Raw genomic sequence first — 20,849 nt, forward strand, 5'->3', positions numbered from 1 at the left:
CATCACGTCGTAGGGATCGCCGGGGTGGACCCCGTGGACGACGAGGTCACCGGAGACGTAGGCGCGCGCCATCCCGAGGTCACCGGGCGCGGTGAGCAGGTAGGCCAGGCCACGCTGGTTGAGCAGCTCGAGGCCGATCGGGGCGTCGGCCGGGCCCACCGCGCTGCCGTCGTAGGCCGTGAAGCGCAGGGGTATCCCGTCGCGCAGCAGCTCGGCGACCGCGTCACCGATCTTGATGGTCGTCATCTCTTCCTCACTGCCTTGTCGTAGAGGGTCGTCAGTCGGGAGTCGGGGTCGTAGCGGCGCTTGACGGCGGCGAGGTTGGCGCCGTCGTAGAGCGCGTCGAAGGTCACCCGCTCGTAGAACGCCTCGGAGTAGAGCGACTTGTGCCCGCCGAGCTCGTGGACCTTCTGCTCGATCGCCCGGTTGAGCGGGCCCTCGGGGGCGTCGTCACCGACGTGGACGGTGCCCCAGAAGCCGACGTTGACGTAGGTCTCGCCCGGCTCGAGGGGATAGGTGCGCCACCGCGACCCGTCGCGGGTCCCGGTCGACACCAGGGGGCAGAGCCAGACCGGCCGCATGCCGACCTCGGCGTCGAACCACGCCAGGAAGTCGGGCAACCGGCCGACGGGCACCTCGACGTCCTGGATGACGCGCTCGCGCATCGGGCGACCGGCCCAGCGGTCCCACCGGTCGGCGACGGAGAAGCGCCGGTCGAGGCCGAGCAACCGGTGGTAGACGTCGGAGCGGCGCAGGTGCCGCGGCCAGACCCGGCGAAGCAGCGGGTGCTGCGCCCCGAACGCGCCGGAGCACCAGAACCAGTCGGTGTCCCAGCGCCAGAGGTAGTCGTGGATCGTCAGCAGGTCGGTCTCGCGCTCCTGCAACGAGCGGAAGAACACCTGCTGACCGGCGTAGTCGCTGGGCGTCGCGCCGTCGGGGCGATCGCTCCAGCGCGCCAGCGTGAGGTAGTGCTCGTCGGGCGAGAAGGCCACCCCGTCGAGCCCGTCCACCCGCTCGCCGTCGTGCTCGCCCGTCGCCACGATCTCGGCGATCGTCGTGGCGAGCCGGGTCGCGTCGTCGAAGCGCACGTGCCGCAGCGCGACGTACGTCGGGACTCGCTCGAGGGCGATCCGCAGCCGGGTGGCATAGCCCAGGGACCCGTAGGAGTTGGGGAAGGTGTCGAACAGGTCGTCACCCGGGGCGCACGTGACCACCTCGCCGGCTCCGGTGAGGACGTCCATCTCCAGCACCGACTCGTGGGGCAGACCGCTGCGGAAGCACGTGGACTCGATGCCCAGGCCGGTGACCGCACCACCGAGGGTGATCGTGCGCAGCTGGGGCACCACCAACGGGACCAGCCCGTGCGCGAGCGTCGCGTCGACCAGGTCCTCGTAGGTGCACATGCCCTGCACCTCGGCGGTCAGCGACACGGCGTCGACCTCGATCACCCCGGTCAGGCCCGCGACGTCGAGACCGGGCGTGTGCACGGCCTGACGGGGCCGGAAGAGGTTGGAGGTCTGCTTGGCGAGCCGGACCGGCTCCCCCGCTGGGATCGCGGAAGCAGAGGCCACGAGTCGCGCCACGGCACGCTCGTGCTGATGCCAGGCCCTCCCAGAGCTCATGGCTGCACGCTAGCCCCATCCTGCGCCGTCGTGTCGCGGACGCTCGAGGACGTCAGGTCGTGGTGGTGGCCGCGATGGTCCCGCGGGCGTCGCCCCGGTGGACGACGACGCCGGTGCCCCCGAGGTCACGCAGGGCCGCGAGGTCGAGGTCGGTGACCTGGTCGGCCTCGCCCAGGACGACCGCGGCCTCGAGCCCGCGAGATCCGGACGCGACCGCCATCGCCACGCAGACGTGCAGCGCCGAGAGCGTCAGCGACGGCAGCGCCACCGACGCGGCGGCGTAGGTGCGACCGTCGGCGTCACGGATCGCGGCGCCCTCCGCGGCCCCGGTGCGGGCACGCGTGGCGCGCGCGAGGGTGACCAACTTGGTGTCCTCGGTGCTGAGGTCACTCATGGGCGGGCTCCATCTCGGCAGGGGCAGTGGCAGTGGATGTGACGGGAGCAGCAACAGCGGCGGGGGGCTGGGCGGCGGGGTCGACCCTGGCGATCAGCACGGTGCCGACCTTGTTGCGACGACCCGAGGCGTCCTCGGCCAGGAAGCGGAGACCGTGAGCCTCGACGGCGGACCCGGGGATCGGGACCCGACCGAGGTGCTTGGCCATGAGGCCGCCGACGCTGTCGACGTCCTCCTCCTCCACGTCGAAGCCGAAGAGCTCGTCGAGGTCGTCGACCGGGTAGCGCGAGGAGACCCGGACGACGCCGTCGCTGACGATCTCGATCTCGATCTCGTCCTCGTCGTACTCGTCGGTGATCTCACCGACGATCTCCTCGAGCAGGTCTTCGATCGTGATCAGGCCGGCGGTGCCGCCGTATTCGTCGACGACGACGGCGATGTGCTGACGCCGTGCCTGCATCTCGCGCAGCAGCGCGTCGACCGGCTTCGACTCGGGCACCCAGTGCACGGGGCGCATGACCTCCTCGATGCGCTCGGTGAACTCCACGTCCGGTGCCTCGAAGTCGCGGCGGACGATGTCCTTGAGGTAGGCGAAGCCGCGGATGTCGTCGAGGTTCTCGCCGATGACCGGGACCCGGGAGTAGCCGCTGCGCAGGAAGAGCGACATGGTCTGGCGCAGGTTCTTGAAGTGCTCGATGTAGACCACGTCGTTGCGCGGCACCATGACCTCGCGTACCGAGGTGTCACCGAGCTCGAAGACCGAGTGGATCATCTTGCGCTCACCCGACTCGATCAGCGCCGAGGCCTCGGCCATGTCGACCATCTCGCGCAGCTCGGTCTCGCTGGAGAACGGCCCCTCGCGGAAGCCCCGGCCCGGGGTGATCGCGTTGCCGACCAGGATCAGCACCCGGGGCAGGGGGCCCAGGACGGTCGTGAAGAGCGCCAACGGGCCGGCGGAGAGCAGCGCCACCGTCTCCGAGTGCTGACGCCCCAGGGTGCGTGGGGCGACCCCGATGACCACGAACGACACGACCAGCATCGACCCGATCGCCACGAGCACGGCGAGGATCCAGGAGCCGTCGACGAGCTCGTCGATCTGGAGCGTGACCAGGACGATCGCGGAGATCTCGCAGAGCAGCCTCAGCAGCAGCGCGGTGTTGAGGTAGCGCGGGGCGTCCTCGAGCAGCGCCACCAGTCGCTGGGCGCCGGCGCGCTCCTCAGCCACGAGCTCGAGCGCGCGTGCCTTGGAGAACGACGCCAGAGCAGCGTCGACGGCCGTGAAGAGGCCGGCCAGGAGGACTAGTGCGGCTGCTGTGACCAGCAGCCCGATATCGCCGGAGCTCATGGCTCGGGCACCGGTTCGGCCGCCGGATGGGCCGTGGCCGGGTCGCGCCAGGCGGCGAGCAGCCGGTCCTGGAGCCCGAACATCTCCGCGTGCTCCTCCGGCTCGGCGTGGTCGTAGCCGAGGAGGTGGAGGATGCCGTGCACCGTGAGGAGCTCGATCTCGGCCACGGTGCCGTGACCGGCCTCGGCGCCCTGGCGCTCCGCGATCGCGGGACAGAGCATGAGGTCGCCCAGGACGCCCTCCTCCGGCTCCTCGTTGACCAGCCCGGGCCGCAGCTCGTCCATGGGGAAGGCGAGCACGTCGGTCGGGCCCTGCTTCTCCATCCACTGCTCGTTGAGCTGCGCGATGGTGTCCTCGTCGACGGCCTTGATGCAGAGCTCGGCGAGGGGGTGGACACGCATCTGGTCCATCACGAAGCGCGAGAGCCGGGCCAGGCCCGTCACGTCGAGCTCGTGGCCGGACTCGTTGAGCACCTCGATGCTCATCTCGCTCACTGCCGATCGCCGCGAGGTGCGGCCTGCAGGCCACCGCGGGCGTCGAACTCGTCGTAGGCCTGGACGATCTTGCCGACCAGGCGGTGACGGACGACGTCGCTGGAGGTGAGCCGGTTGAAGGAGATGTCCTCGACCTCGTCGAGGATGCCCTCGATCACGCGCAGGCCCGACTTGGTGCCGCTGGGCAGGTCCACCTGGGTCACGTCGCCGGTCACCACGATCTTGGAGCCGAAGCCCAGCCGGGTGAGGAACATCTTCATCTGCTCGGGCGAGGTGTTCTGGGCCTCGTCGAGGATGATGAAGGAGTCGTTGAGCGAGCGACCGCGCATGTAGGCCAGCGGCGCGACCTCGATCGTGCCCGAGGCGAGGAGCTTGGGGATCGTCTCGGGATCGATCATGTCGTGGAGCGCGTCGTAGAGCGGGCGCAGGTAGGGGTCGATCTTCTCGCTGAGCGTGCCGGGCAGGAAGCCGAGCCGCTCCCCCGCCTCGACGGCCGGGCGGGTCAGGATGATCCGGTTGACGTTCTTGGACGTCAGCGCCTGCACGGCCTTGGCCATCGCGAGGTAGGTCTTGCCCGTGCCGGCGGGCCCGATGCCGAAGGTGATCGTGTGCTTGTCGATCGCGTCGACGTAGCGCTTCTGGTTGAGCGTCTTGGGGCGGATCGAGCGGCCGCGGTTGCTGAGGATGTTGAGGCTCAGCACGTCGGCGGGGCGCTCGGTGGTCTCGGCCCGCAGCATCGTGTGCACCCGCTCGACGGTCTCGGACGTGATGCCCTGACCGGTGCGGATGATCGTCACGAGCTCGTCGAGGAGACGCTCGGCCAGCGCGACCTCGCCGGGCTCGCCGCGCATCGAGATCCGGTTGCCGCGCACGTGGATCTCGGCGTCGAACGCGCCCTCGATGATGCCGAGGTGCTCGTCGCCGGGCCCGAGGAGGCTGACCATGTTGATGCTGTTGGGCACCACGACGGTGTGCTTGGTCGTGTGCTTCTCCCGGGGCGGGGTGCGGTCGGTGGTGCTGTCAGTCATGGGTGCCCTGGCGGGCGGCCTTTCGGTCGGCGATGATGCGCGGTCTCCATGCTACGGGAGCGCCGCACAGGCGCCCAGCGGGTTTGGATCACCCCAGGAGTCGCACCCCAGGCCGTACGGTAGGGAGCATGCAGGAGCGGGACGAGTACGACGAGGACTGGGAACCCGCCGACGGGGACGTCGACGACGCGCCGCCCTACTGGTTCAACGGCCAGCACCTGCCCCCGCACGCGCGCGCCATGGGGCTGACCCAGCACGTGCCCGACGGGGCGCTGCTCGACTTCGCCGGCTCGCTGGACAGCAGCAAGCGCGGTCACAAGATCACCGCCTGGGCGATGCTGGTCGTCTTCGGCCTGCCGGTGGTCTTCGCGATCATGCGCCTCGTGTCCGTGATCGTCCCCGGCTGAGGCCTGCTGGGGCCTGCTGCTGGCGCCTACTGCTCGTCGTCGAAGGAGACCGAGAGCATCCCGAGGCACATCTCGTCGGTGGTCCCCTCGCCCCAGACGACGTACTTGTCCTCGCGCTGGGTCTCGAAGGCCGGCAGCTTGTCGCGCAGCCACTGCGCGTGCTTGCAGGTGACCTTGATCGTGTCGAACGGCTCGAGGCGCACCGGGTCGATCGGCTGCGAGCCCTGGTCGTCGAAGTTCCACGGCTTGATGTCCAGCACGGTGCGCGCGTCGGGGGTGCCGGGGTTGGTCTCGATCGTGATCCGGCGCCCGAGCAGGTGCATGTGGCCGGCGACGCCGTAGACGGTCATGGCGCGACCCAGCGTGCGCACGCAGGAGCTGGTGTCGGACGGCTTGGGCTCGGTGCCGCAGAGCAGGTGCAGGACGTTGGCGGTGCCGCCACCGGACGGGCCGATGCGGGCCTGCTCGTCGGCGATCGCCGCGTCGCGGTCGCAGAGCGGGCCATCGCTGCGCCCGGGCCGGCACGGCATCTCGACCGGCGCAGGCATCAGGAAGGTGTGCAGGCGGGTGATGCCCGGCTTCTTGGCCATGACACGCAGCTGGGTCGAGCTCATGTCGGGGCTGGCGCCGGCGAGCAGGTTGTAGTGGACCTGCATGACGATCCGCGAGCCCTTCGGCAGGTCGGTGCCGAAGCCCTTGCGGGTCATCGTCTCCTTGCCGCCCGGCGCCCAGGCTCCGAGCCAGTTGGCGTCGTCGATGTTGCCGAAGTCGCCGGCCAGGCCGGTGCCGCCGAAGCAGGTCCAGCCCTGCTCGTCGCTCTGGGCGTCCATGTCCTCGGCCTCGGCCACCTGGTCGGGCGAGACGCGGAAGAGGATGACGTGGTGGACCACGTCGGGGTTGCCGGGCACCACGTTGGTGCCGGTGAGGTAGCTGTCGCGCGCGAGCTGCGGGTCGAGCAGGAAGCAGCGGTAGTCGTCGGTCCCGACCCCCGTCGGTGACGACGGGGTGTAGGTGGTCGGCATCGTCATCGTCACGCGGTCCTCGCCCCGGCGCAGCGGCAGCAGCGGGCCGGGGTCGGGGGCGTCGTGGTGGGCGTCCTCGGTCGCGGCTGCCGTGGGGGTCGCGGTCGGCTCCCCCGCGACGGCCGTCGTCGGCGCCTCGGGAGCAGCGGACACGTCCCCTTCGTCGGTGGCCGAGCAGGCACTCAGGACGAGCGCGAGCGCGGACGCCGCGAGCCACGTCGTACGACGGCTGCTGGGGCGGCTCATCCGGGAGGCCAGGTCATCGAGCGCCCGGCCAGGACGTGGAGGTGGGTGTGGAAGACGGTCTGGCCCACCCCGGCGCCGGTGTTGAACACCAGCCGGTAGTCGTCGTGGCCCTCGGCCGTGGCGACGGCGGCCGCTGTGCTCACCAGCTCGGCCGAGGCCACGGGGTCGCCCGCGGCGAGCTCGGCGGCGTTGGCGTAGTGGTCCTTGGGCACGACCAGCACGTGCGTCGGAGCCTGCGCGTTGATGTCGCGGAACGCGACGGTGCGCTCGGTGCTGTGCACGATCTCGGCGGGGATCTCCCCGACCACGATCCTGCAGAAAAGACAGTTCTCCACGAAGCCTGCTCTCCCTCCCAGAAGTCAGTGCCTCATCCTCCCACGGAATCCTCGCCGTTCCGCGGTAAACCCCGGAGCCGGTCCAGGCGTGCAACTAGCGTGATGACGCATGCGAGCACACGGGACCAGACGGTGACCGACCGTCCCTCGTGGAGCGCCGACGAGGCGCTCGACGAGCTCTACGCCGCGCACTGGCGCCAGCTGGTGCGCCTGTCGGTCCTGCTGGTGCGGGACACCGGCACTGCCGAGGAGGTCGTGCAGGACGCGTTCGTGGCGATGCACCGGCGCTGGTCACGGCTGCGGGAGCCCGACAAGGCGCTGGCCTACGTGCGCCAGGCCGTGGTCAACGGATCCCGCTCGGTGCTGCGGCACCGCGGGGTCGTCACCCGGCACGCCGCCTCCCAGCTGTCCCCCGGCTCCCGGACGGGAGGGGACGAGGCGGCCGACGCGGTGACCCGCCGCGACACCGTGCTGGACGCCTTGCGCACCTTGCCGGAGCGGCAGCGCGAGGTGCTCACGCTGCGCTACTACCTCGACCTGCCCGAGGCGGAGATCGCCTCGACCCTCGGCATCAGCCGCGGCGCGGTCAAGAGCCACGCCTCCCGCGGGTCCGCCACGCTGCGCGACCTGCTCGCCGACCACCTGACCGGAGACCTGTGATGAACGACGACTCCCGCGACGAGCAGCTCGTCGGCCTGATCACCGACGCCGCCGACGGCGTCGAGCCCACGGACCGCCTGAGCGAGATCAGGACGCGCACGGCGTCCGCGCGCCGGCGCACGCGCTGGTACGCCGCCGGCGGGGCCTCGTTCCTCGTCGCGGCCGCCGTCGTGACCGTGGCCCTGCTCGGCAACCCGACGTCGCCGTCCGCCGACGACACCGGCCCGGCCCAGGACCCCACCCCGACCGTGACGGACCCGGTGCCGACGCCGTCAGGCTCGGCGAGTTCGGCGGACCCGCCGACCGGCGCGGGCACGACGACGTCGTACACCGTCTTCTACGTCGGCGACACCGCGCGCGGACCGCGCCTCTTCAGCGAGGTCCGGGACCTCGCCGGGGAGCGCGACCTGACCGCAGCGCTGCGACAGCTGGAGACCGCGCCGCAGGACCCCGACTACCGCGGGCTGTGGCCGGAGGGCAGCTTCGCGGACGCCGGGTTCGACGGGATCGGTGTGGACGGGCAGCTCAGCGTGGTCCTCGCCGACGCGACCCTGCGCGAGCGGCCTGCGGGGATGAGCGAGGCCGACGCGCAGCTCGCCGTCGAGTCGGTCATCTGGACGCTCCAGGCGGCCGCTTCCGCGGGTGACCCGGTGCAGGCGCCGGTGCATTTCTACCTGGGTCGCAACCCGATCGACCAGGTCCTCGGCGTGCCGACGGCGGAGGGTCTCGCGGCTGGTGGGTCCGAGGACGTGCAGGCGCAGATGAACATCGCGTTCCCGACCGAGGGCGATGTCGTCTCGGGCTCGTTCATCGCCCTGGGACGCAACAACGGCTTCGAGGCCACGATGACCTGGACGATCACCGACGGGGCCGGCACGGTGGTGCTCGACGGCTTCGCCACGGCCGAGGGCTGGGGCGAGGGCGGCCTCTTCCCCTGGGAGACCGAGTCGATCGACGTCTCGGGCCTGGCCCCTGGTCGCTACACCTTCACCGCCGCCAACGACGACCCGTCCGGGGGCACCGAGGGGTCGGGTCCCGACACCGACACGCGCTCGATCACCGTCGAATAGCCCGTCGACGCCGACAGGATGGGTGCCATGAACGCCTTCCCCACCCGCACCACCCGTCACTCCGTCGCTCTTGCCGTGGCCGCCCTGGTGGCCACAGCGACCCTCGCCGGCTGCTCGACCGACACCGACCCGGTCGCCGATGACCCGGCCCCCACCGGCGGGACGAGTGCTCCCCCGGCCTCGTCGTCGACGCCGGAGCCCTCGGAGTCCGCGACGACGGAGCCGTCCGCGCCCGCGGAGACGGTGGTCGCGCCGGTCTACTTCGTCGGCGACACCCCGATGGGACCCCGGCTCTACCGCGAGTTCCGCGCCGTCGAGGCCGACAACCCGCTCGCCGAGGCCGCCGCCCTGATGGCGGCCGGCGACGCGCTCGACCCCGACTACGGCACGCTCTTCACCGGCGGCTTCGCCTCCGTGACCTACGACGAGCCCGGCGGTCGCTTCGTCGTCGAGCTCTCCGACGCCTCCCTGACCACGGCGCCGTCCGGGATGAGCGCGGCAGACGCCCGCGTGGCCGTCCAGGCACTCGTCTACACCCTCCAGGGTGTCCAGCAGGACCGCGCGCCCGTCGTCGTCACCCTCGACGGCTCCCCCACGACGCTGCTCGGCATCGACACCGCTGCCGGAGTCAAGAACGCGCCCCAGCTCGATGTGCTCAGCCTGGTCAACGTGACCTCGCCCGAGGAGGGCGCGACCGTGAGCGGCTCCTTCACTGCCAGCGGCGTGGCCAGCTCCTTCGAGGCGACCGTGCCGTGGGAGGTCCGCCAGGGCGACACCGTCGTGCTCGAGGGCTTCGCCACCGCCGAGGGCTTCATGGACCAGCTCTACCCGTGGGAGACCTCGGTCGACGTGTCCGGCCTGGCACCCGGCGACTACACGTTCGTCGCGATGACCGACGACCCGTCCGGCGGCGAGGGCCCCGGCCCGTTCGTCGACACCAAGGCGATCACGGTCGGCTGACCGGCTGGCTCGGCTGGCGGGGTCCCCCGGGGCGCCGGCCACTTGTCACACGTCGCTACCCCACTACGAGACCGGCGGGGTCCAGCGGTCTCGTAGATGGGGTAACTGCGTGTGACAACTTCGGCCCGGACCCGCTACCCACCCCAGCGAGCCGTGCGCGCCAGCAGCGCGGCACACGCGGCGACGCCGGCGGTGGAGGTGCGGAGCACCTCGGTGCCGAGGCGGACGCTGACCGCGCCGGCGGCGACGAAGGTCGCCACCTCCTCGGGGCTCAGTCCGCCCTCGGGGCCGACGACCACCACGACCACCCCCGACGCAGGGACGGAGAGCCCGGCGAGCGGCGTGCCCGCCTCCTCGTGGAGCACGACGGCGAGATCGGCCCCGGCGACGAGCTCGGCGACCTCGGCCGTCGTGGAGAGCTCCGAGACCGTCGGGTGCCAGGAGCGCCGCGACTGCTTGGCGGCCTCGCGGGCCGTGGAGCGCCAGCGAGCCAGCGACTTGGTCGCGCGCTCGCCCTTCCAGACCGCGACGCTGCGGGAGGCGGCCCACGGCACGACCCGGTCGACGCCGATCTCGGTCAGCACCTCGACGGCCAGCTCGCCGCGGTCGCCCTTGGGCAGGGCCTGCACGACGACGAAGGACGGCGAGGGTCGCGGGTGCTCCTCGACGGAGGCGGCCTCGACCGAGAACACCCGCTTGCCGGTCTCGGTCACCGCGCCGGTCACCGACCGGCCGGCGCCATCGGTCAGGACGACTTGCTCACCGACCCGCAGGCGTCGTACGGCGACGGCGTGGTGCGCCTCGTCCCCCTCGACGGTGATCGCACCGCCGACCGACACCCCGGCCAGCGAGGCGACGAGGTGGACCGGCAGGCTCATCCGTGCTGGTTGAACGCGTCGCGAAGTCGACCGAAGACGCCCTTGGTCGAGGTGCTGCGGACCTGGCCCGTCGGAGCCTCCTCGCCCCGGATGGCGGCGAGCTCGCGCAGCAGCTCCTCCTGGCGCGGGTCGAGGCGCTGCGGAGTCTCGACGAGCGTCGTGACGATGAGGTCGCCGCGACCGCCGCGCAGCCCGGGCACACCCCGGCCGCGCATCACCTGCTGGGTGCCCGACTGGGTGCCGGAGCCGACCTCGAGCTCGAACTCGGTCTCCACACCGGAGTCGGCGCCCTGCTCGACGTCGGCCTCGAGGGTCGGCAGCGTCAGCGTGGTGCCGAGCGCCGCGGCCGTCATGGGCAGCGTGACCGTGCAGTGCAGGTCGTTGCCGTGGCGGGTGAAGGTCGGGTGCTCGCCGACGTGGATCTCGACGTAGAGGTCACCGGCGGGTCCGCCGCCGGGACCGACCTCGCCCTGCTCGCTGAGCTGGACGCGGGTGCCGGTGTCGACACCGGCGGGGATCTTGACCGTCAACGTGCGACGGGAGCGGACACGTCCGTCGCCGGCGCAGTCGCGGCAGGGCTCGGGGATGATCGAGCCGAAGCCGCGGCACGCGGCGCAGGGGCGCAGGGTGCGGATCTCACCGAGGAACGAGCGCTGCACGTGGGCGACCTCGCCGGCGCCGCGACAGGTCTCGCACGGGATCGGGTGGCTGCCGGGGGCGGCGCCCTCGCCGTCGCAGCTGGTGCAGAGCACCGCGGTGTCGACCTTGAGCTCCTTGGCGACGCCGAAGGCGGCCTCGGCCAGCGCGATCTCGAGGCGGATCAGGGCGTCCTGGCCCCGGCGTACGCGGGAGCGGGGACCGCGGCCCTGCCCTCCGCCACCGGCACCGGGCTGACCACCGAAGAAGGCGTCCATGATGTCGGTGAACGAGAAGCCCGCGCCCTGGCCGAAGCCGGCCTGGCCGCCGCCGAAGGGGTCACCGCCGCGGTCGTAGGCGGCGCGCTTCTGGGAGTCGGAGAGGACCTCGTAGGCGCGCGAGACCTCCTTGAACTTCTCCTGCGTCTCCGGGTCGGGGTTGACGTCGGGGTGCAGCTGCCGTGCGAGGCGCCGGTAGGCCTTCTTGATGGCGTCGCCATCCGCGTCGCGGGCGACACCGAGGAGCTCGTACAGGTCCTGGCTCAACGTGGGTGTCCTTCTCTGGTCTCGATCGGGGAGCTGGTGATGGTGGCGGTGATGACGAGCCGCTCAGGCTTCGTCGAGGATGCGCGAGACGTAGCGCGCGACCGCGCGGACCGCGGTCATGGTGCCGGGGTAGTCCATGCGGGTGGGCCCCACGACCCCGAGGGTCGCGAGGGCGTCGTCCTGGGGGCCGTAGCCGGTGGCGACCACGCTGGTCGCCGCGAGCTGCTCGTAGGGGCCCTCCGCGCCGATGCGGACGGTCACCATGCCCCCGGCCGTGGCCTCGCCGAGGAGCTTGAGCAGCACGACGTGCTCCTCGAGCGCCTCGAGCAGCGGACGGACGGCGGAGTCGAAGCTGTCGCCGTAGCGCGCCAGGTTGGCCGCACCACCGACGGCGATGCGCTCGTCGGAGCGGTGGTCGCTCATGGCGTCGGCGAGGGCGTCGACGACCGGCGCGGCGTAGACCGCGAGCGGGCTGGTCGGGGGCTGCTCGCCCAGGCCGCGCAAGGCCGTGACGGCCTCGGCGATGACCTGGCCCGTCGCGGTCTGGTTGACCCGCAGACGCAGGTCGGCGAGCACGTCGTCGTCGAGGTCGGCCTCGAGGTCGACGAGGCGCTGCTCGACCCGGCCGGTGCTCAGGATGAGGACGGCGAGGAGCCGGCGCGGCGCCAGCGCCACGAGCTCGACGTGGCGCACGGTCGAGCGCGACAGCGTGGGGTACTGCACCACGGCGACCTGACGGGTGAGCTGCGAGAGCACCCGCACCGAGCGCTGCACGACGTCGTCGAGGTCGACGGCCCCGTCGAGGAACGTCGAGACCGCCCGCTTCTCCGCGACACTCATCGGCTTGACGGTGGTGAGCCGGTCGACGAAGAGCCGGTAACCCTTGTCGGTCGGCACGCGTCCGGCGCTGGTGTGGGGCTGGGTGATGTAGCCCTCGTCCTCGAGCACCGCCATGTCGTTGCGGACCGTGGCCGGCGAGACGCCGAGACCGTGGCGCTCGACGAGCGCCTTGGAGCCGACCGGCTCCTCGGTGGCGACGTAGTCCTCCACGATCGCGCGGAGCACGGCCAGTCGTCGTTCCTCCTGCATGCCGCCTCCTCCGTTGCTCGTCGTCCCTCTGGCACTCCGTCGTGGTGAGTGCCAATGCTACAAGGCGAGCCCGGGTGCGGCCGACTCCTCCACCCCCGCTCCGGCATTGTGTAGGTTAGGCTTACCTAACTGATTCGAAGGAGTCCCGCGATGGCCACGCTCGACCTCACCCACCTCGACCAGCCCCTGCGCCTGGCCGCTGCGGCGCGCAGCATCCTGGCCTGTCCCTCCTCGGTCCACCTCGTCGTCGACGGCGTCGACGACGTGCTGGCCGGGACCGACGAGCTCGGGATGCAGGACCTCGGCGGCCACCCGACCTTCTCCTGCGTGCCCGGGACCGACCTGGCGCGGGCCGCGGCACGCGGCGCCCGGTCGCTGCTGACCCTGCACAGCGGGCTCGGCCCGAGCGGCTCCCCCGACCGGGACGCGACGCTGACCCTGGCCGGGACGCTGCACACCACCGCGCGGGAGGACTGCGACTGCTGCGGCCAGGTGCGCGACGTCGTCTCGATGCGCCTCACCTTCGCGCTGCTCTCCCGCGCCGGGGCCGGCCGCCGCGAGCAGCAGCGCCGGGTGCCGCTCGACGACTTCCGCTCCCCCGCGCTGGAGCTCAACCGCGGCTATCTCCAGCGCTCCGTGGAGCACGCCAACCGCTGCCACCAGGAGGAGCTGCGCCAGGCGGTGGCCACGACCACCGGCACCCGCGTCAGCGAGGTCGTCGGGGTCACGCTGGTCGACCTGCGCCGCGACCGCGTCGGGGTGCAGTGGGTCGACCTCACCGGGTCGCAGGAGCGCACGCTCACCTTCGCCCGCTCCGCCTCCAGCGCCGACGAGCTCGGGGAGCTGCTGCGCCACGAGCTGCACGCCGGGCTCTGCTGACGACGCGTCGCGACGGCACGCCTACGCTGACCGGATGGGGTTCCTCGAGGTCGCCGACCGGGTCTGGGTCGCGCGCCACGCGTGGTTCGACGTCAACGTCACGCTGGTGGGCGGCTCCGGAGGCCTGCTGGTCGTCGACACCCACGCCTCGAGCCTCGCGGCCCGCGGCGTCGTGGACGACATCCGCGCCCTCGGCGTCGGCGACGTGACCGCGATCGTCAACACCCACGAGCACTTCGACCACACCTTCGGCAACCACGCGCTGCGCACCGCCTACGGCGCGGTCCCCATCCACGCCCACGAGACCGCCGCCGAGCAGACGGTGGCCGCCGGCGACCGCATCAAGACGCTGTACGCCGAGAGCACCGGCGACGCCGCGGACCCGCACCGGGACGAGGTGCTGGCCACCGAGGTCGTCGCGGCCGACCACACGTTCTCCTCCGCCGTGGCCCTCGACCTCGGCGACCGTCTCGTCGAGCTGGTCCACCCCGGGCGTGGGCACACGGCCGGGGACCTCGTCGTACGCGTGCCGGACGCGGACGTGCTCCTCGCCGGCGACCTCGTCGAGGAGTCCGAGGCGAGCGGCGGGGTGCCGGGCTTCGGCGACGACTGCTTCCCGCTGGAGTGGCCGCTGACCCTCGACATCGTGCTCGGGCTCACCACCTCGTCGAGCGTCGTCGTGCCCGGCCACGGGGCGGTCGTCGACCGCGAGTTCGTCGAGGACCAGCGCAACCAGATCGGGATCCTGGCCGAGACCGTGCGCGACCTCGCCTCGCGCGGCGTCCGGCTCGAGGACGCCGTCGCCGCGGGCGAGTGGCCGTTCCCGGTGGAGCGGCTCGGCTCCGCCGTGCGACGCATCTACGAGCAGCTGCCCCGCAGCCAGAAGCGACTGCCGCTCATCTGACTGCTTCATCTCGTCGGGTGAGTCGCGGCGTCCGCGCCGCGGGCTAGGTTCGGACCATGAGCGAATCCGAGAACGAGCCCGACATCGGCATCGGCGACGACCAGCTGCCCGAGGACCTCCAGCCCGGCGAGGACAATCCGCTCGCCGAGGGTCTCGACGACGACGAGACCGTCGACGACCTGCTGACCGGCGGCAAGACCGCCGAGGAGAGCGAGGACGCCGGCGGTGACGGGGCCGGTGACGAGTCAGACGAGTCACAGCAGGACTGACCCGGCGCGGCAGACCGGCGCCGTCGGCGGCGCCGCCTAGCGTGGACGGCGTGAACGACCGTTACGGCAGCGACGTCCTCTCCGGTGACTGGAAGGTCCCCCAGCGCGGGCGCGCCGTCGAGACGCCCTCCGAGATTGGCATGGTCGTCGAGGAGGTCACCACCGACTGGGTCGGCGAGATCGTCGCGATCGACCGCGACCTCGACACGCTCACGCTCGAGGACCGCCGCAGCCGTCGCCGCACGTTCCCCCTCGGCCCGGGCTTCCTGCTCGAGGGCAAGCCCGTGATCCTCACCCGTCCCGTGCGCGCCGGCGCCCCGGCCGCCCCCAGCCGCACCGCGTCGGGGTCGGTCGCGGTCCACGGGGCGAAGGCGCGCGTCGCGCGCGCGAGCCGGATCTTCGTCGAGGGCCGCCACGACGCGGAGCTGGTCGAGAAGGTCTGGGGCGACGACCTGCGCCTCGAGGGCGTGGTCGTGGAATACCTCCAGGGCGTCGACGACCTGGTCGAGCACCTCCGCGACTTCGGCCCCGGCCCGGAGCGACGGGTCGGCGTGCTGGTCGACCACCTGGTGACGGGCTCCAAGGAGAGTCGGATCGCCCAGCAGGTCGCGGCCTCCCCTGTCGGCCGCCACGTGCTCGTCGTCGGCCACCCCTTCATCGACGTGTGGGCGGCGGTCAAGCCCGACCGCATCGGCGTCGCGGCCTGGCCCGACGTCCCCCGCAGCATCGAGTGGAAGAAGGGCATCTGCCGCGCCTTCGGCTGGCCGCACGCCGACCAGGCCGACATCGCGCGGGCCTGGCAGCACATCCTGTCGCGCGTGCAGTCCTACGACGACCTCGAGCCGGCCCTGCTGGGCCGCGTCGAGGAGCTCATCGACTTCGTCACCACCGAGGACTGACCGGCTCCTCGCTGGCGCTCGTCGGGCTCGACCGACGGGCGTGGGGTCAGCTGCGCAGCATCAGGCCGTTGGCGTCCTTGGAGTCGCTGGCCAGCATGATGATCCCGTCGATGACGGGCCACAGCGCACCGATGCCGCAGGTGAAGATCGTGACGAGCAGCTGCGCGATGCCGATGCCGCTGTCACCGATGTAGAAGCGTCCGATCCCGAAGGGCACCAGGATCTGGAGCAGTCCGGCGACGACCTTCGACTTGTCGGAGTAGGGGATGCCGGTGACCGGGTGCACGCCGTAGGGCGCGCCCGGGCCGGCCGGGCCGGCGCCGTAGGTCTGGTAGGGCATCTGGCCGTAGGGCTGCTGACCGTAGGGCGCCTGACCGTAGGCGGGCTGCGCCGGCTGGCCGTAGCCCTGCTGGTCGTAGGTCGGCTGCTCGTAGGACGGGGGTGGGCTCTGCGGGTCGCCGTAGGGCGGCGGTGGAGGCGGAGGCGGCGGGGTCGCGCCGTAGGGCGAGTCACCGCTGGAGGGATCGTGCGGCTGGTTCGGCTCGTACGGGTTCTCGGGTCCCTGCGTCATGCACGCACCCTAAGCCCTGCATGCGGCTGTGTGGCGCAGCCTGTCAGGGCAGCAGGTCGCGCACGACCGCGTCGGCCAGCAGCCGGCCACGACGGGTGAGGACCAGCCGGTCGCTGACCGGCTCCAGCAACCCGTCGCCCACCAGCGTCGGCACCGCGGCCAGTCCGTCGGCGTCGAGCACGTCGACCGGCAGCCCCTCACGCAGCCGCAGCTCGAGCAGCACCCGCTCGACGCGACGGCTCTCCGGGTCGAGGACCTCGCGGGCGTGCGCCGGGCTGAGACCGCGGGCCAGCCGGTCGGCGTACGCCGCGGGGTGCTTGACGTTCCACCAGCGCACCCCGCCGACGTGGGAGTGCGCGCCGGGGCCGACGCCCCACCAGTCGCCGTCGGTCCAGTAGCCGAGGTTGTGGCGGCACCGTGCCGCGTCGTCGCGCGCCCAGTTGGACACCTCATACCAGCCCAGCCCCGCCGCGGTCAGCCGGTCGTCGGCGAGGTCGTACTTGTCGGCGAGGTCGTCCTCGTCGGGCATCGGCAGCTCGCCGCGGCGCACGCGGCGGGCCAGCGCCGTGCCGTCCTCGACGATCAGGCTGTACGCCGAGACGTGGTCGGGTGCGCAGGCGAGGGCCTCGTCGAGGGTCCGGGCCCAGTCGTCGAGCGACTCCCCCGGCGTGCCGTAGATCAGGTCGAGGCTGACCTGCTCGAAGCCGGCCTCGCGGGCCCACCGCACCACGTCAGGCACGCGGGCCGGGTCGTGGGTGCGGTCGAGGACGGCGAGCACGTGGGGCACGGCCGACTGCATGCCGAACGAGATGCGCGTGAAGCCGGCATCGCGCAGCGCCGCGAGGTCGGCGGGGCTGACACTGTCGGGGTTGGCCTCGGTCGTGACCTCGGCCCCGGGGGCGAGCCCGAACTCCTCGGTGATGGCGCCGAGCATGGCGCCGAGGTCGGCCGGGGCGAGCAGGGTGGGAGTGCCACCGCCGAGGAACACCGTGTCGACGCGGGCCTCGACGTCGCCGAGGACCTGGCGTGCTCGGCGTACCTCCGCGGCCGCGGACGCGGCGTAGGTGACCCGCGAGGCCCCGGGGCCGAGCTCCTCCGCGGTGTAGGTGTTGAAGTCGCAGTAGCCGCACCGCACCGTGCAGAACGGGACGTGGACGTAGAAGCCGAACGGCCGCTCCCCCAACCCCGACAGCGCTTCGGTCGGGAGCGCCCCGTCCTCCGGGACCGGGTCACCGGGAGGCAGGGCGGAGGGCACGCGTCCATCCTCCCACCCGCCGAGTCGGCGCGATGTCGTCCCCTGGTCACCCCCGCCTGCCTGGGCCGTGCAACATTGCGCCGACTCGACGTACGGCGTGCAACATTGCGCCGACTCGGCGGGAAATGACGAACGGGTGTCGGCGGTCTCCCGCCGACACCCATTCGACCCAGCCGGCCTGTGCGTCCCCTGTGCGAGGACCCAGCGGCACCGATCAGCTGTAGAACGCCGCGATGCGCTCCTCGTTGTTCTTCTCCACGACGTTGCGCTTGACCTTCATCGAGGGGGTCAGCTCACCGGACTCGATGGTCAGGTCGTGGTCGAGGATCTCCCACTTCTTGATGGTCTCCCAGCGGTTGAGGCGCCCGTTGAGCTCCTCGACGTAGCCGGCGACCATCTCGTGGGCCTTCTCCGACGTCACGATGTCGCTGTAGGAGGCCCCGGCCATGCCGTTCTCCTCGGCCCAGCCCACCATGGCGTCGGGGTCGAGGGTGACGAGGGCGACGACGAAGTTGCGGTCGTTGCCGAAGACCATGAACTGGCTGGCGTAGGGGCAGATCGCCTTGAAGTTGGCCTCGATCGCGGACGGCGCGATGTACTTGCCGCCCGAGGTCTTGAAGAGGTCCTTGATGCGACCGGTGATCGTGAGGTAGCCCTCGGAGTCGAGGCTGCCCTTGTCGCCGGTGCGCAGCCAGCCGTCCTCGGTGAGCGTCTTGGCCGTCTCCTCGGGGAGGTTGTGGTAGCCGTTCATGACGTGGGGGCCACGCAGCAGGACCTCGTCGCCCTCACCGATCTTGACCTCGGTGCCGGGGAGCGCGCGCCCGACGGTGCCGATCTTGTTGTCGTCGGGGTGGTTGACCGTGGCCCCGGCGGAGTTCTCGGTCATGCCGTAGCCCTCGAGGATCACGATGCCGGCGGCGTTGAACCACTCGGCGATCTCACGGTTGAGCGCGGCCGAGCCGGAGATGAAGAAGCGCACCCGTCCACCGAACCGCTCGCGCACCTTGCTGAAGACCAGCTTGTCGAAGAGCGCGTGCTGGAGCTTGAGCGGGAGCGGGACGGACTTGCCGTCACGCTTGCGACGGTCGACCTCGAGGCCGACGGCGAAGGCCTTGTTGAAGATCTTCTCCTTGGCGCCTCCCTCGGCGGCCTGCATCGTCTGGATCCGGCCGTAGGCCTTCTCGAAGATGCGGGGCGCGGCACCCATGAAGGTCGGCTTCACGATCGAGCAGTTCTCGACGATCTTGTCGACGCGACCGTCGATGGCGGCGGCGAAGCCGCAGGCCATCTGCGCCGACAGCAGCACCTTGCCGAAGGAGTGCGACATCGGCAGCCAACGGAACTCCAGGTCGCTCTCGGAGAGGATCCCCTGGACCTGGATCGACATGCCCTCGTAGACCCAGGACTTGTGCGTCAGACGCACGCCCTTGGGTCGACCGGTCGTGCCGGAGGTGTAGATCAAGGTGGCGAGCTGGTCGGGCGCGATCGCGGCCGCCGTGGTCTCGATGATGTCCGGGTGCGCCGCGAGGTGGGCGTCGCCCAGGGCGGCCAGGTCGTCCATCGAGATGACCCAGTCGCCGTCGGTCGTGCCGTCGAAGGTGACGACCTTCATCAGGTGCGGCAGCTCGGACTTGTGCTCCTTGAGCTTGGCGATCTGCTCGTCGTCCTCCGCGAAGACGATGCGCGACTCCGAGTCACCGAGGATGTACGCCGTGTCGACGGCGTTGGTGGTCGGGTAGACGGTGGTCGTGGCGCCACCGGCGCAGACGATCGCGAGGTCGGCGAAGATCCACTCGTAGCGGGTCGCGGAGGCGATGCCGACCCGGTCCTCCGAGGAGATGCCGAGCGAGAGCAGACCGGCCGCGAGGCTGCGGACCCGGTCGCCGGTCTGCTTCCAGGTGATCGACGTCCAGTCGTCACCCACGGGGTAGCGGAAGGCTTCGGAGTCGGGCGACGCGGCTACTCGGTCGAGGAACTGCACCGCCATGTTCTGCGTGAGGTTGTCGACGAAGGTCGTGTCGTGGTTGACGGGCATGCCACTCCTGGGTCAGGCCGAGACGGATGGTGTGGGAAGTAACCTAGATCACTAACCCTACCGACTGGTAGCCGCCTCGACGGCGAGCCGCGACTCGTTCGACCGCACCGCCCACCGGACCGTGGGCCCCGTCAGCACCGATGCCCCCAGCAGTATCGCTCCGAGCAGCAGCCAGCCGGCCCCGCCGAGCGCCAGCGGGAGCAGCGCGATGACGGTCGGGGCGAGGAACGAGCTGATCGAGAAGGTCATCCCCCAGACCCCCTGGTACTGCCCCATCGCCTCCTCCGGGGGCAGCTCGAAGCCGAGCACGAAGGACGCGGAGGCCTGGGCGAGCTCACCGACGACGTGCAGCAGCGCACCCGAGACCAGCAGCGTGGCGGCCAGCGCCGCGGACACCCGACCGCTCAGCCCGAAGACGGCGCACGCCGCGAAGAACAGCAGCCCCGCCACGAGGGTCGCGCGCACGGCCGCGTCGACGGTGACGACCCGTCGCGCGACCGCCACCTGGGCGACCACGACGATCACGGTGTTGATGACCATCAGCACCGCCACGAGCCACCGCGGCGCCTCGGTCTCGTTGACCACCCACAGCGGGATCGCGAGCTCGAGGATCCAGTACTGCATGGTCACGACCGAGCTGACGACCACCACCGCCACGAACGGCAGGTCGCGCAGGGCGGTGAGCATGGCCAACCCCTGACCGGCGGGCCTGGGTGGCACGTGCGGCACCCGGGCCAGCAACGCCGCGGTGGCGACGTACGACGCCACGTCGACGTAGAGCACCACGAGGTAGGCCTCGCGGGTGTCGAAGTGCAGCGCGACCGCGGCGATGCCCGTGCCGACCGTCATGCCGACGTTGGTGACCGAGCGGAGGTAGGCCTTGGTGGTCGCCCGACCGGCCCCCTCGACGAGGCCGGCGATCAGGGCCCCGCGCACCGCGCCGGCGCCGCGGTCGAGCACCGCGATGACGCTCGTGACGAGGACGAACTGCCACCACTGCGTCACCAGCAGGAGCACCCCGGTCAGGGCGGCGATCACCAGCACGAGGGCGACCTGGACCTCGCGGGGGCCGCGCCGGTCCGCCAGGTGCCCGATCGGCACGCCGGCGAAGAGCGCGACACCGGCCGCGATGCTCAGCCCGGTCCCGACCTCCACGACCGAGAACCCGACGATGCGGGTGAAGTAGAGCGCGCTGAGGGTGAAGAAGATGCCGTTGCCCATCGTGTTGACGAGCGTTGCGACCGCCATCCGACGGACGGCGGGCTCCTCGGGCAGCAGGCGGTCCACCAGCCTCACGGGACCAGCC

22 protein-coding genes and 1 pseudogene are annotated in these 20,849 nt (G+C 71.7%); 8 read left to right on the forward strand and 15 right to left on the reverse strand.

Annotated elements, in window-relative coordinates; translation table 11 throughout:
• The 6 genes and pseudogenes from AAG827_RS11300 to AAG827_RS11325 all read right to left on the reverse strand — a co-directional run.
• Positions 1-246 (reverse strand): annotated as a pseudogene (locus AAG827_RS11300) (SAM-dependent methyltransferase); the annotation flags it as partial.
• Positions 243-1,622, reverse strand: a complete 1,380-nt coding sequence (locus tag AAG827_RS11305) for an FAD-binding oxidoreductase (protein ID WP_341926076.1) — start codon at positions 1,620-1,622, stop codon at positions 243-245. The gene AAG827_RS11305 and the pseudogene AAG827_RS11300, both read right to left, overlap by 4 nt.
• A gap of 52 nt (positions 1,623-1,674) precedes the next feature.
• Positions 1,675-2,016: a cytidine deaminase gene (locus tag AAG827_RS11310; RefSeq protein ID WP_341926078.1), complete on the reverse strand. Its 342-nt coding sequence runs from the start codon at positions 2,014-2,016 to the stop codon at positions 1,675-1,677.
• Positions 2,009-3,361, reverse strand: a complete 1,353-nt coding sequence (locus AAG827_RS11315) for a hemolysin family protein (protein WP_341926079.1) — start codon at positions 3,359-3,361, stop codon at positions 2,009-2,011. Before AAG827_RS11315 ends, AAG827_RS11310 begins: the two co-directional genes overlap by 8 nt.
• Entirely contained in the window at positions 3,358-3,846 is a 489-nt protein-coding gene (gene ybeY, locus AAG827_RS11320; protein ID WP_341926121.1) for an rRNA maturation RNase YbeY, read from the reverse strand. The genes AAG827_RS11315 and ybeY overlap by 4 nt, the downstream gene beginning before the upstream one ends.
• 5 nt (positions 3,847-3,851) lie before the next feature.
• Entirely contained in the window at positions 3,852-4,883 is a 1,032-nt protein-coding gene (locus AAG827_RS11325; RefSeq protein WP_341926080.1) for a PhoH family protein, read from the reverse strand.
• Between the two features lie 128 nt (positions 4,884-5,011).
• On the opposite strand from AAG827_RS11325, the gene AAG827_RS11330 reads away from it, so the two are divergent.
• The gene (locus AAG827_RS11330) at positions 5,012-5,290 is read left to right on the forward strand and encodes a hypothetical protein (RefSeq protein WP_341926082.1); all 279 of its coding nucleotides are present in this window, start codon (positions 5,012-5,014) and stop codon (positions 5,288-5,290) included.
• Positions 5,291-5,316: 26 nt separating this feature from the next.
• Here AAG827_RS11330 and AAG827_RS11335 read toward each other — a convergent pair whose 3' ends face one another.
• Both AAG827_RS11335 and AAG827_RS11340 read right to left on the reverse strand, forming a co-directional pair.
• A complete protein-coding gene (locus AAG827_RS11335) occupies positions 5,317-6,558 on the reverse strand; it encodes a hypothetical protein (protein ID WP_341926083.1) in 1,242 nt (413 codons plus the stop codon).
• The gene (locus AAG827_RS11340) at positions 6,555-6,893 is read right to left on the reverse strand and encodes an HIT domain-containing protein (RefSeq protein ID WP_341926084.1); all 339 of its coding nucleotides are present in this window, start codon (positions 6,891-6,893) and stop codon (positions 6,555-6,557) included. The genes AAG827_RS11335 and AAG827_RS11340 overlap by 4 nt, the downstream gene beginning before the upstream one ends.
• A gap of 132 nt (positions 6,894-7,025) precedes the next feature.
• Between AAG827_RS11340 and AAG827_RS11345 the strand changes: the two genes are divergently transcribed.
• Genes AAG827_RS11345 through AAG827_RS11355 form a run of 3 tightly spaced genes read left to right on the forward strand, consistent with a single transcriptional unit; the run spans position 7,026 to position 9,583 of the window.
• Positions 7,026-7,553 (forward strand): SigE family RNA polymerase sigma factor, encoded by a 528-nt coding sequence (locus AAG827_RS11345; RefSeq protein ID WP_341926085.1) that lies wholly within the window; start codon positions 7,026-7,028, stop codon positions 7,551-7,553.
• Positions 7,553-8,623, forward strand: coding sequence for a Gmad2 immunoglobulin-like domain-containing protein (locus tag AAG827_RS11350; protein WP_341926086.1), 1,071 nt, complete (start codon positions 7,553-7,555; stop codon positions 8,621-8,623). The genes AAG827_RS11345 and AAG827_RS11350 overlap by 1 nt, the downstream gene beginning before the upstream one ends.
• 27 nt (positions 8,624-8,650) lie before the next feature.
• On the forward strand, positions 8,651-9,583 hold the full coding sequence (locus tag AAG827_RS11355; protein ID WP_341926087.1) for a Gmad2 immunoglobulin-like domain-containing protein: 933 nt from the start codon (positions 8,651-8,653) through the stop codon (positions 9,581-9,583).
• Between the two features lie 134 nt (positions 9,584-9,717).
• Here the strand turns inward: AAG827_RS11355 and AAG827_RS11360 are convergent, their stop codons facing one another.
• The 3 genes from AAG827_RS11360 to hrcA form a co-directional block, all read right to left on the reverse strand.
• On the reverse strand, positions 9,718-10,461 hold the full coding sequence (locus tag AAG827_RS11360) for a 16S rRNA (uracil(1498)-N(3))-methyltransferase (protein ID WP_341926088.1): 744 nt from the start codon (positions 10,459-10,461) through the stop codon (positions 9,718-9,720).
• The gene (gene dnaJ / locus AAG827_RS11365; RefSeq protein WP_341926089.1) at positions 10,458-11,642 is read right to left on the reverse strand and encodes a molecular chaperone DnaJ; all 1,185 of its coding nucleotides are present in this window, start codon (positions 11,640-11,642) and stop codon (positions 10,458-10,460) included. Before dnaJ ends, AAG827_RS11360 begins: the two co-directional genes overlap by 4 nt.
• Before the next feature lie 63 nt (positions 11,643-11,705).
• Positions 11,706-12,731: a heat-inducible transcriptional repressor HrcA gene (gene hrcA / locus AAG827_RS11370; protein ID WP_341926090.1), complete on the reverse strand. Its 1,026-nt coding sequence runs from the start codon at positions 12,729-12,731 to the stop codon at positions 11,706-11,708.
• A gap of 150 nt (positions 12,732-12,881) precedes the next feature.
• Here hrcA and AAG827_RS11375 point away from each other — a divergent pair, with 150 nt between their 5' ends.
• From AAG827_RS11375 to AAG827_RS11390, 4 genes are read left to right on the forward strand one after another with little or no spacing between them, the layout of a single operon-like run.
• Entirely contained in the window at positions 12,882-13,610 is a 729-nt protein-coding gene (locus tag AAG827_RS11375; protein WP_341926091.1) for a hypothetical protein, read from the forward strand.
• 34 nt (positions 13,611-13,644) lie between these two features.
• On the forward strand, positions 13,645-14,514 hold the full coding sequence (locus AAG827_RS11380; RefSeq protein WP_341926092.1) for an MBL fold metallo-hydrolase: 870 nt from the start codon (positions 13,645-13,647) through the stop codon (positions 14,512-14,514).
• 56 nt (positions 14,515-14,570) lie between these two features.
• Positions 14,571-14,783, forward strand: coding sequence for a hypothetical protein (locus tag AAG827_RS11385; protein WP_341926094.1), 213 nt, complete (start codon positions 14,571-14,573; stop codon positions 14,781-14,783).
• Between the two features lie 50 nt (positions 14,784-14,833).
• Positions 14,834-15,682, forward strand: coding sequence for a DUF3097 domain-containing protein (locus AAG827_RS11390; RefSeq protein ID WP_341926095.1), 849 nt, complete (start codon positions 14,834-14,836; stop codon positions 15,680-15,682).
• 46 nt (positions 15,683-15,728) lie between these two features.
• Here AAG827_RS11390 and AAG827_RS11395 read toward each other — a convergent pair whose 3' ends face one another.
• The 4 genes from AAG827_RS11395 to AAG827_RS11410 all read right to left on the reverse strand — a co-directional run bounded on the left by AAG827_RS11395 (position 15,729) and on the right by AAG827_RS11410 (position 20,839).
• Complete coding sequence (locus AAG827_RS11395) at positions 15,729-16,253, reverse strand: NINE protein (RefSeq protein ID WP_341926097.1); 525 nt, start codon at positions 16,251-16,253, stop codon at positions 15,729-15,731.
• Between the two features lie 43 nt (positions 16,254-16,296).
• Positions 16,297-17,508, reverse strand: coding sequence for a radical SAM family heme chaperone HemW (hemW, locus tag AAG827_RS11400; RefSeq protein ID WP_341926098.1), 1,212 nt, complete (start codon positions 17,506-17,508; stop codon positions 16,297-16,299).
• Positions 17,509-17,722: 214 nt separating this feature from the next.
• Entirely contained in the window at positions 17,723-19,543 is a 1,821-nt protein-coding gene (locus AAG827_RS11405) for a long-chain fatty acid--CoA ligase (protein WP_341926099.1), read from the reverse strand.
• Between the two features lie 57 nt (positions 19,544-19,600).
• Entirely contained in the window at positions 19,601-20,839 is a 1,239-nt protein-coding gene (locus tag AAG827_RS11410) for an MFS transporter (protein ID WP_341926100.1), read from the reverse strand.
• Between the last annotated feature and the right edge of the window lie 10 nt (positions 20,840-20,849).

It is taken from the genome of Nocardioides psychrotolerans, from assembly GCF_943371775.1.
GTDB lineage: Bacteria > Actinomycetota > Actinomycetes > Propionibacteriales > Nocardioidaceae > Nocardioides > Nocardioides psychrotolerans_A.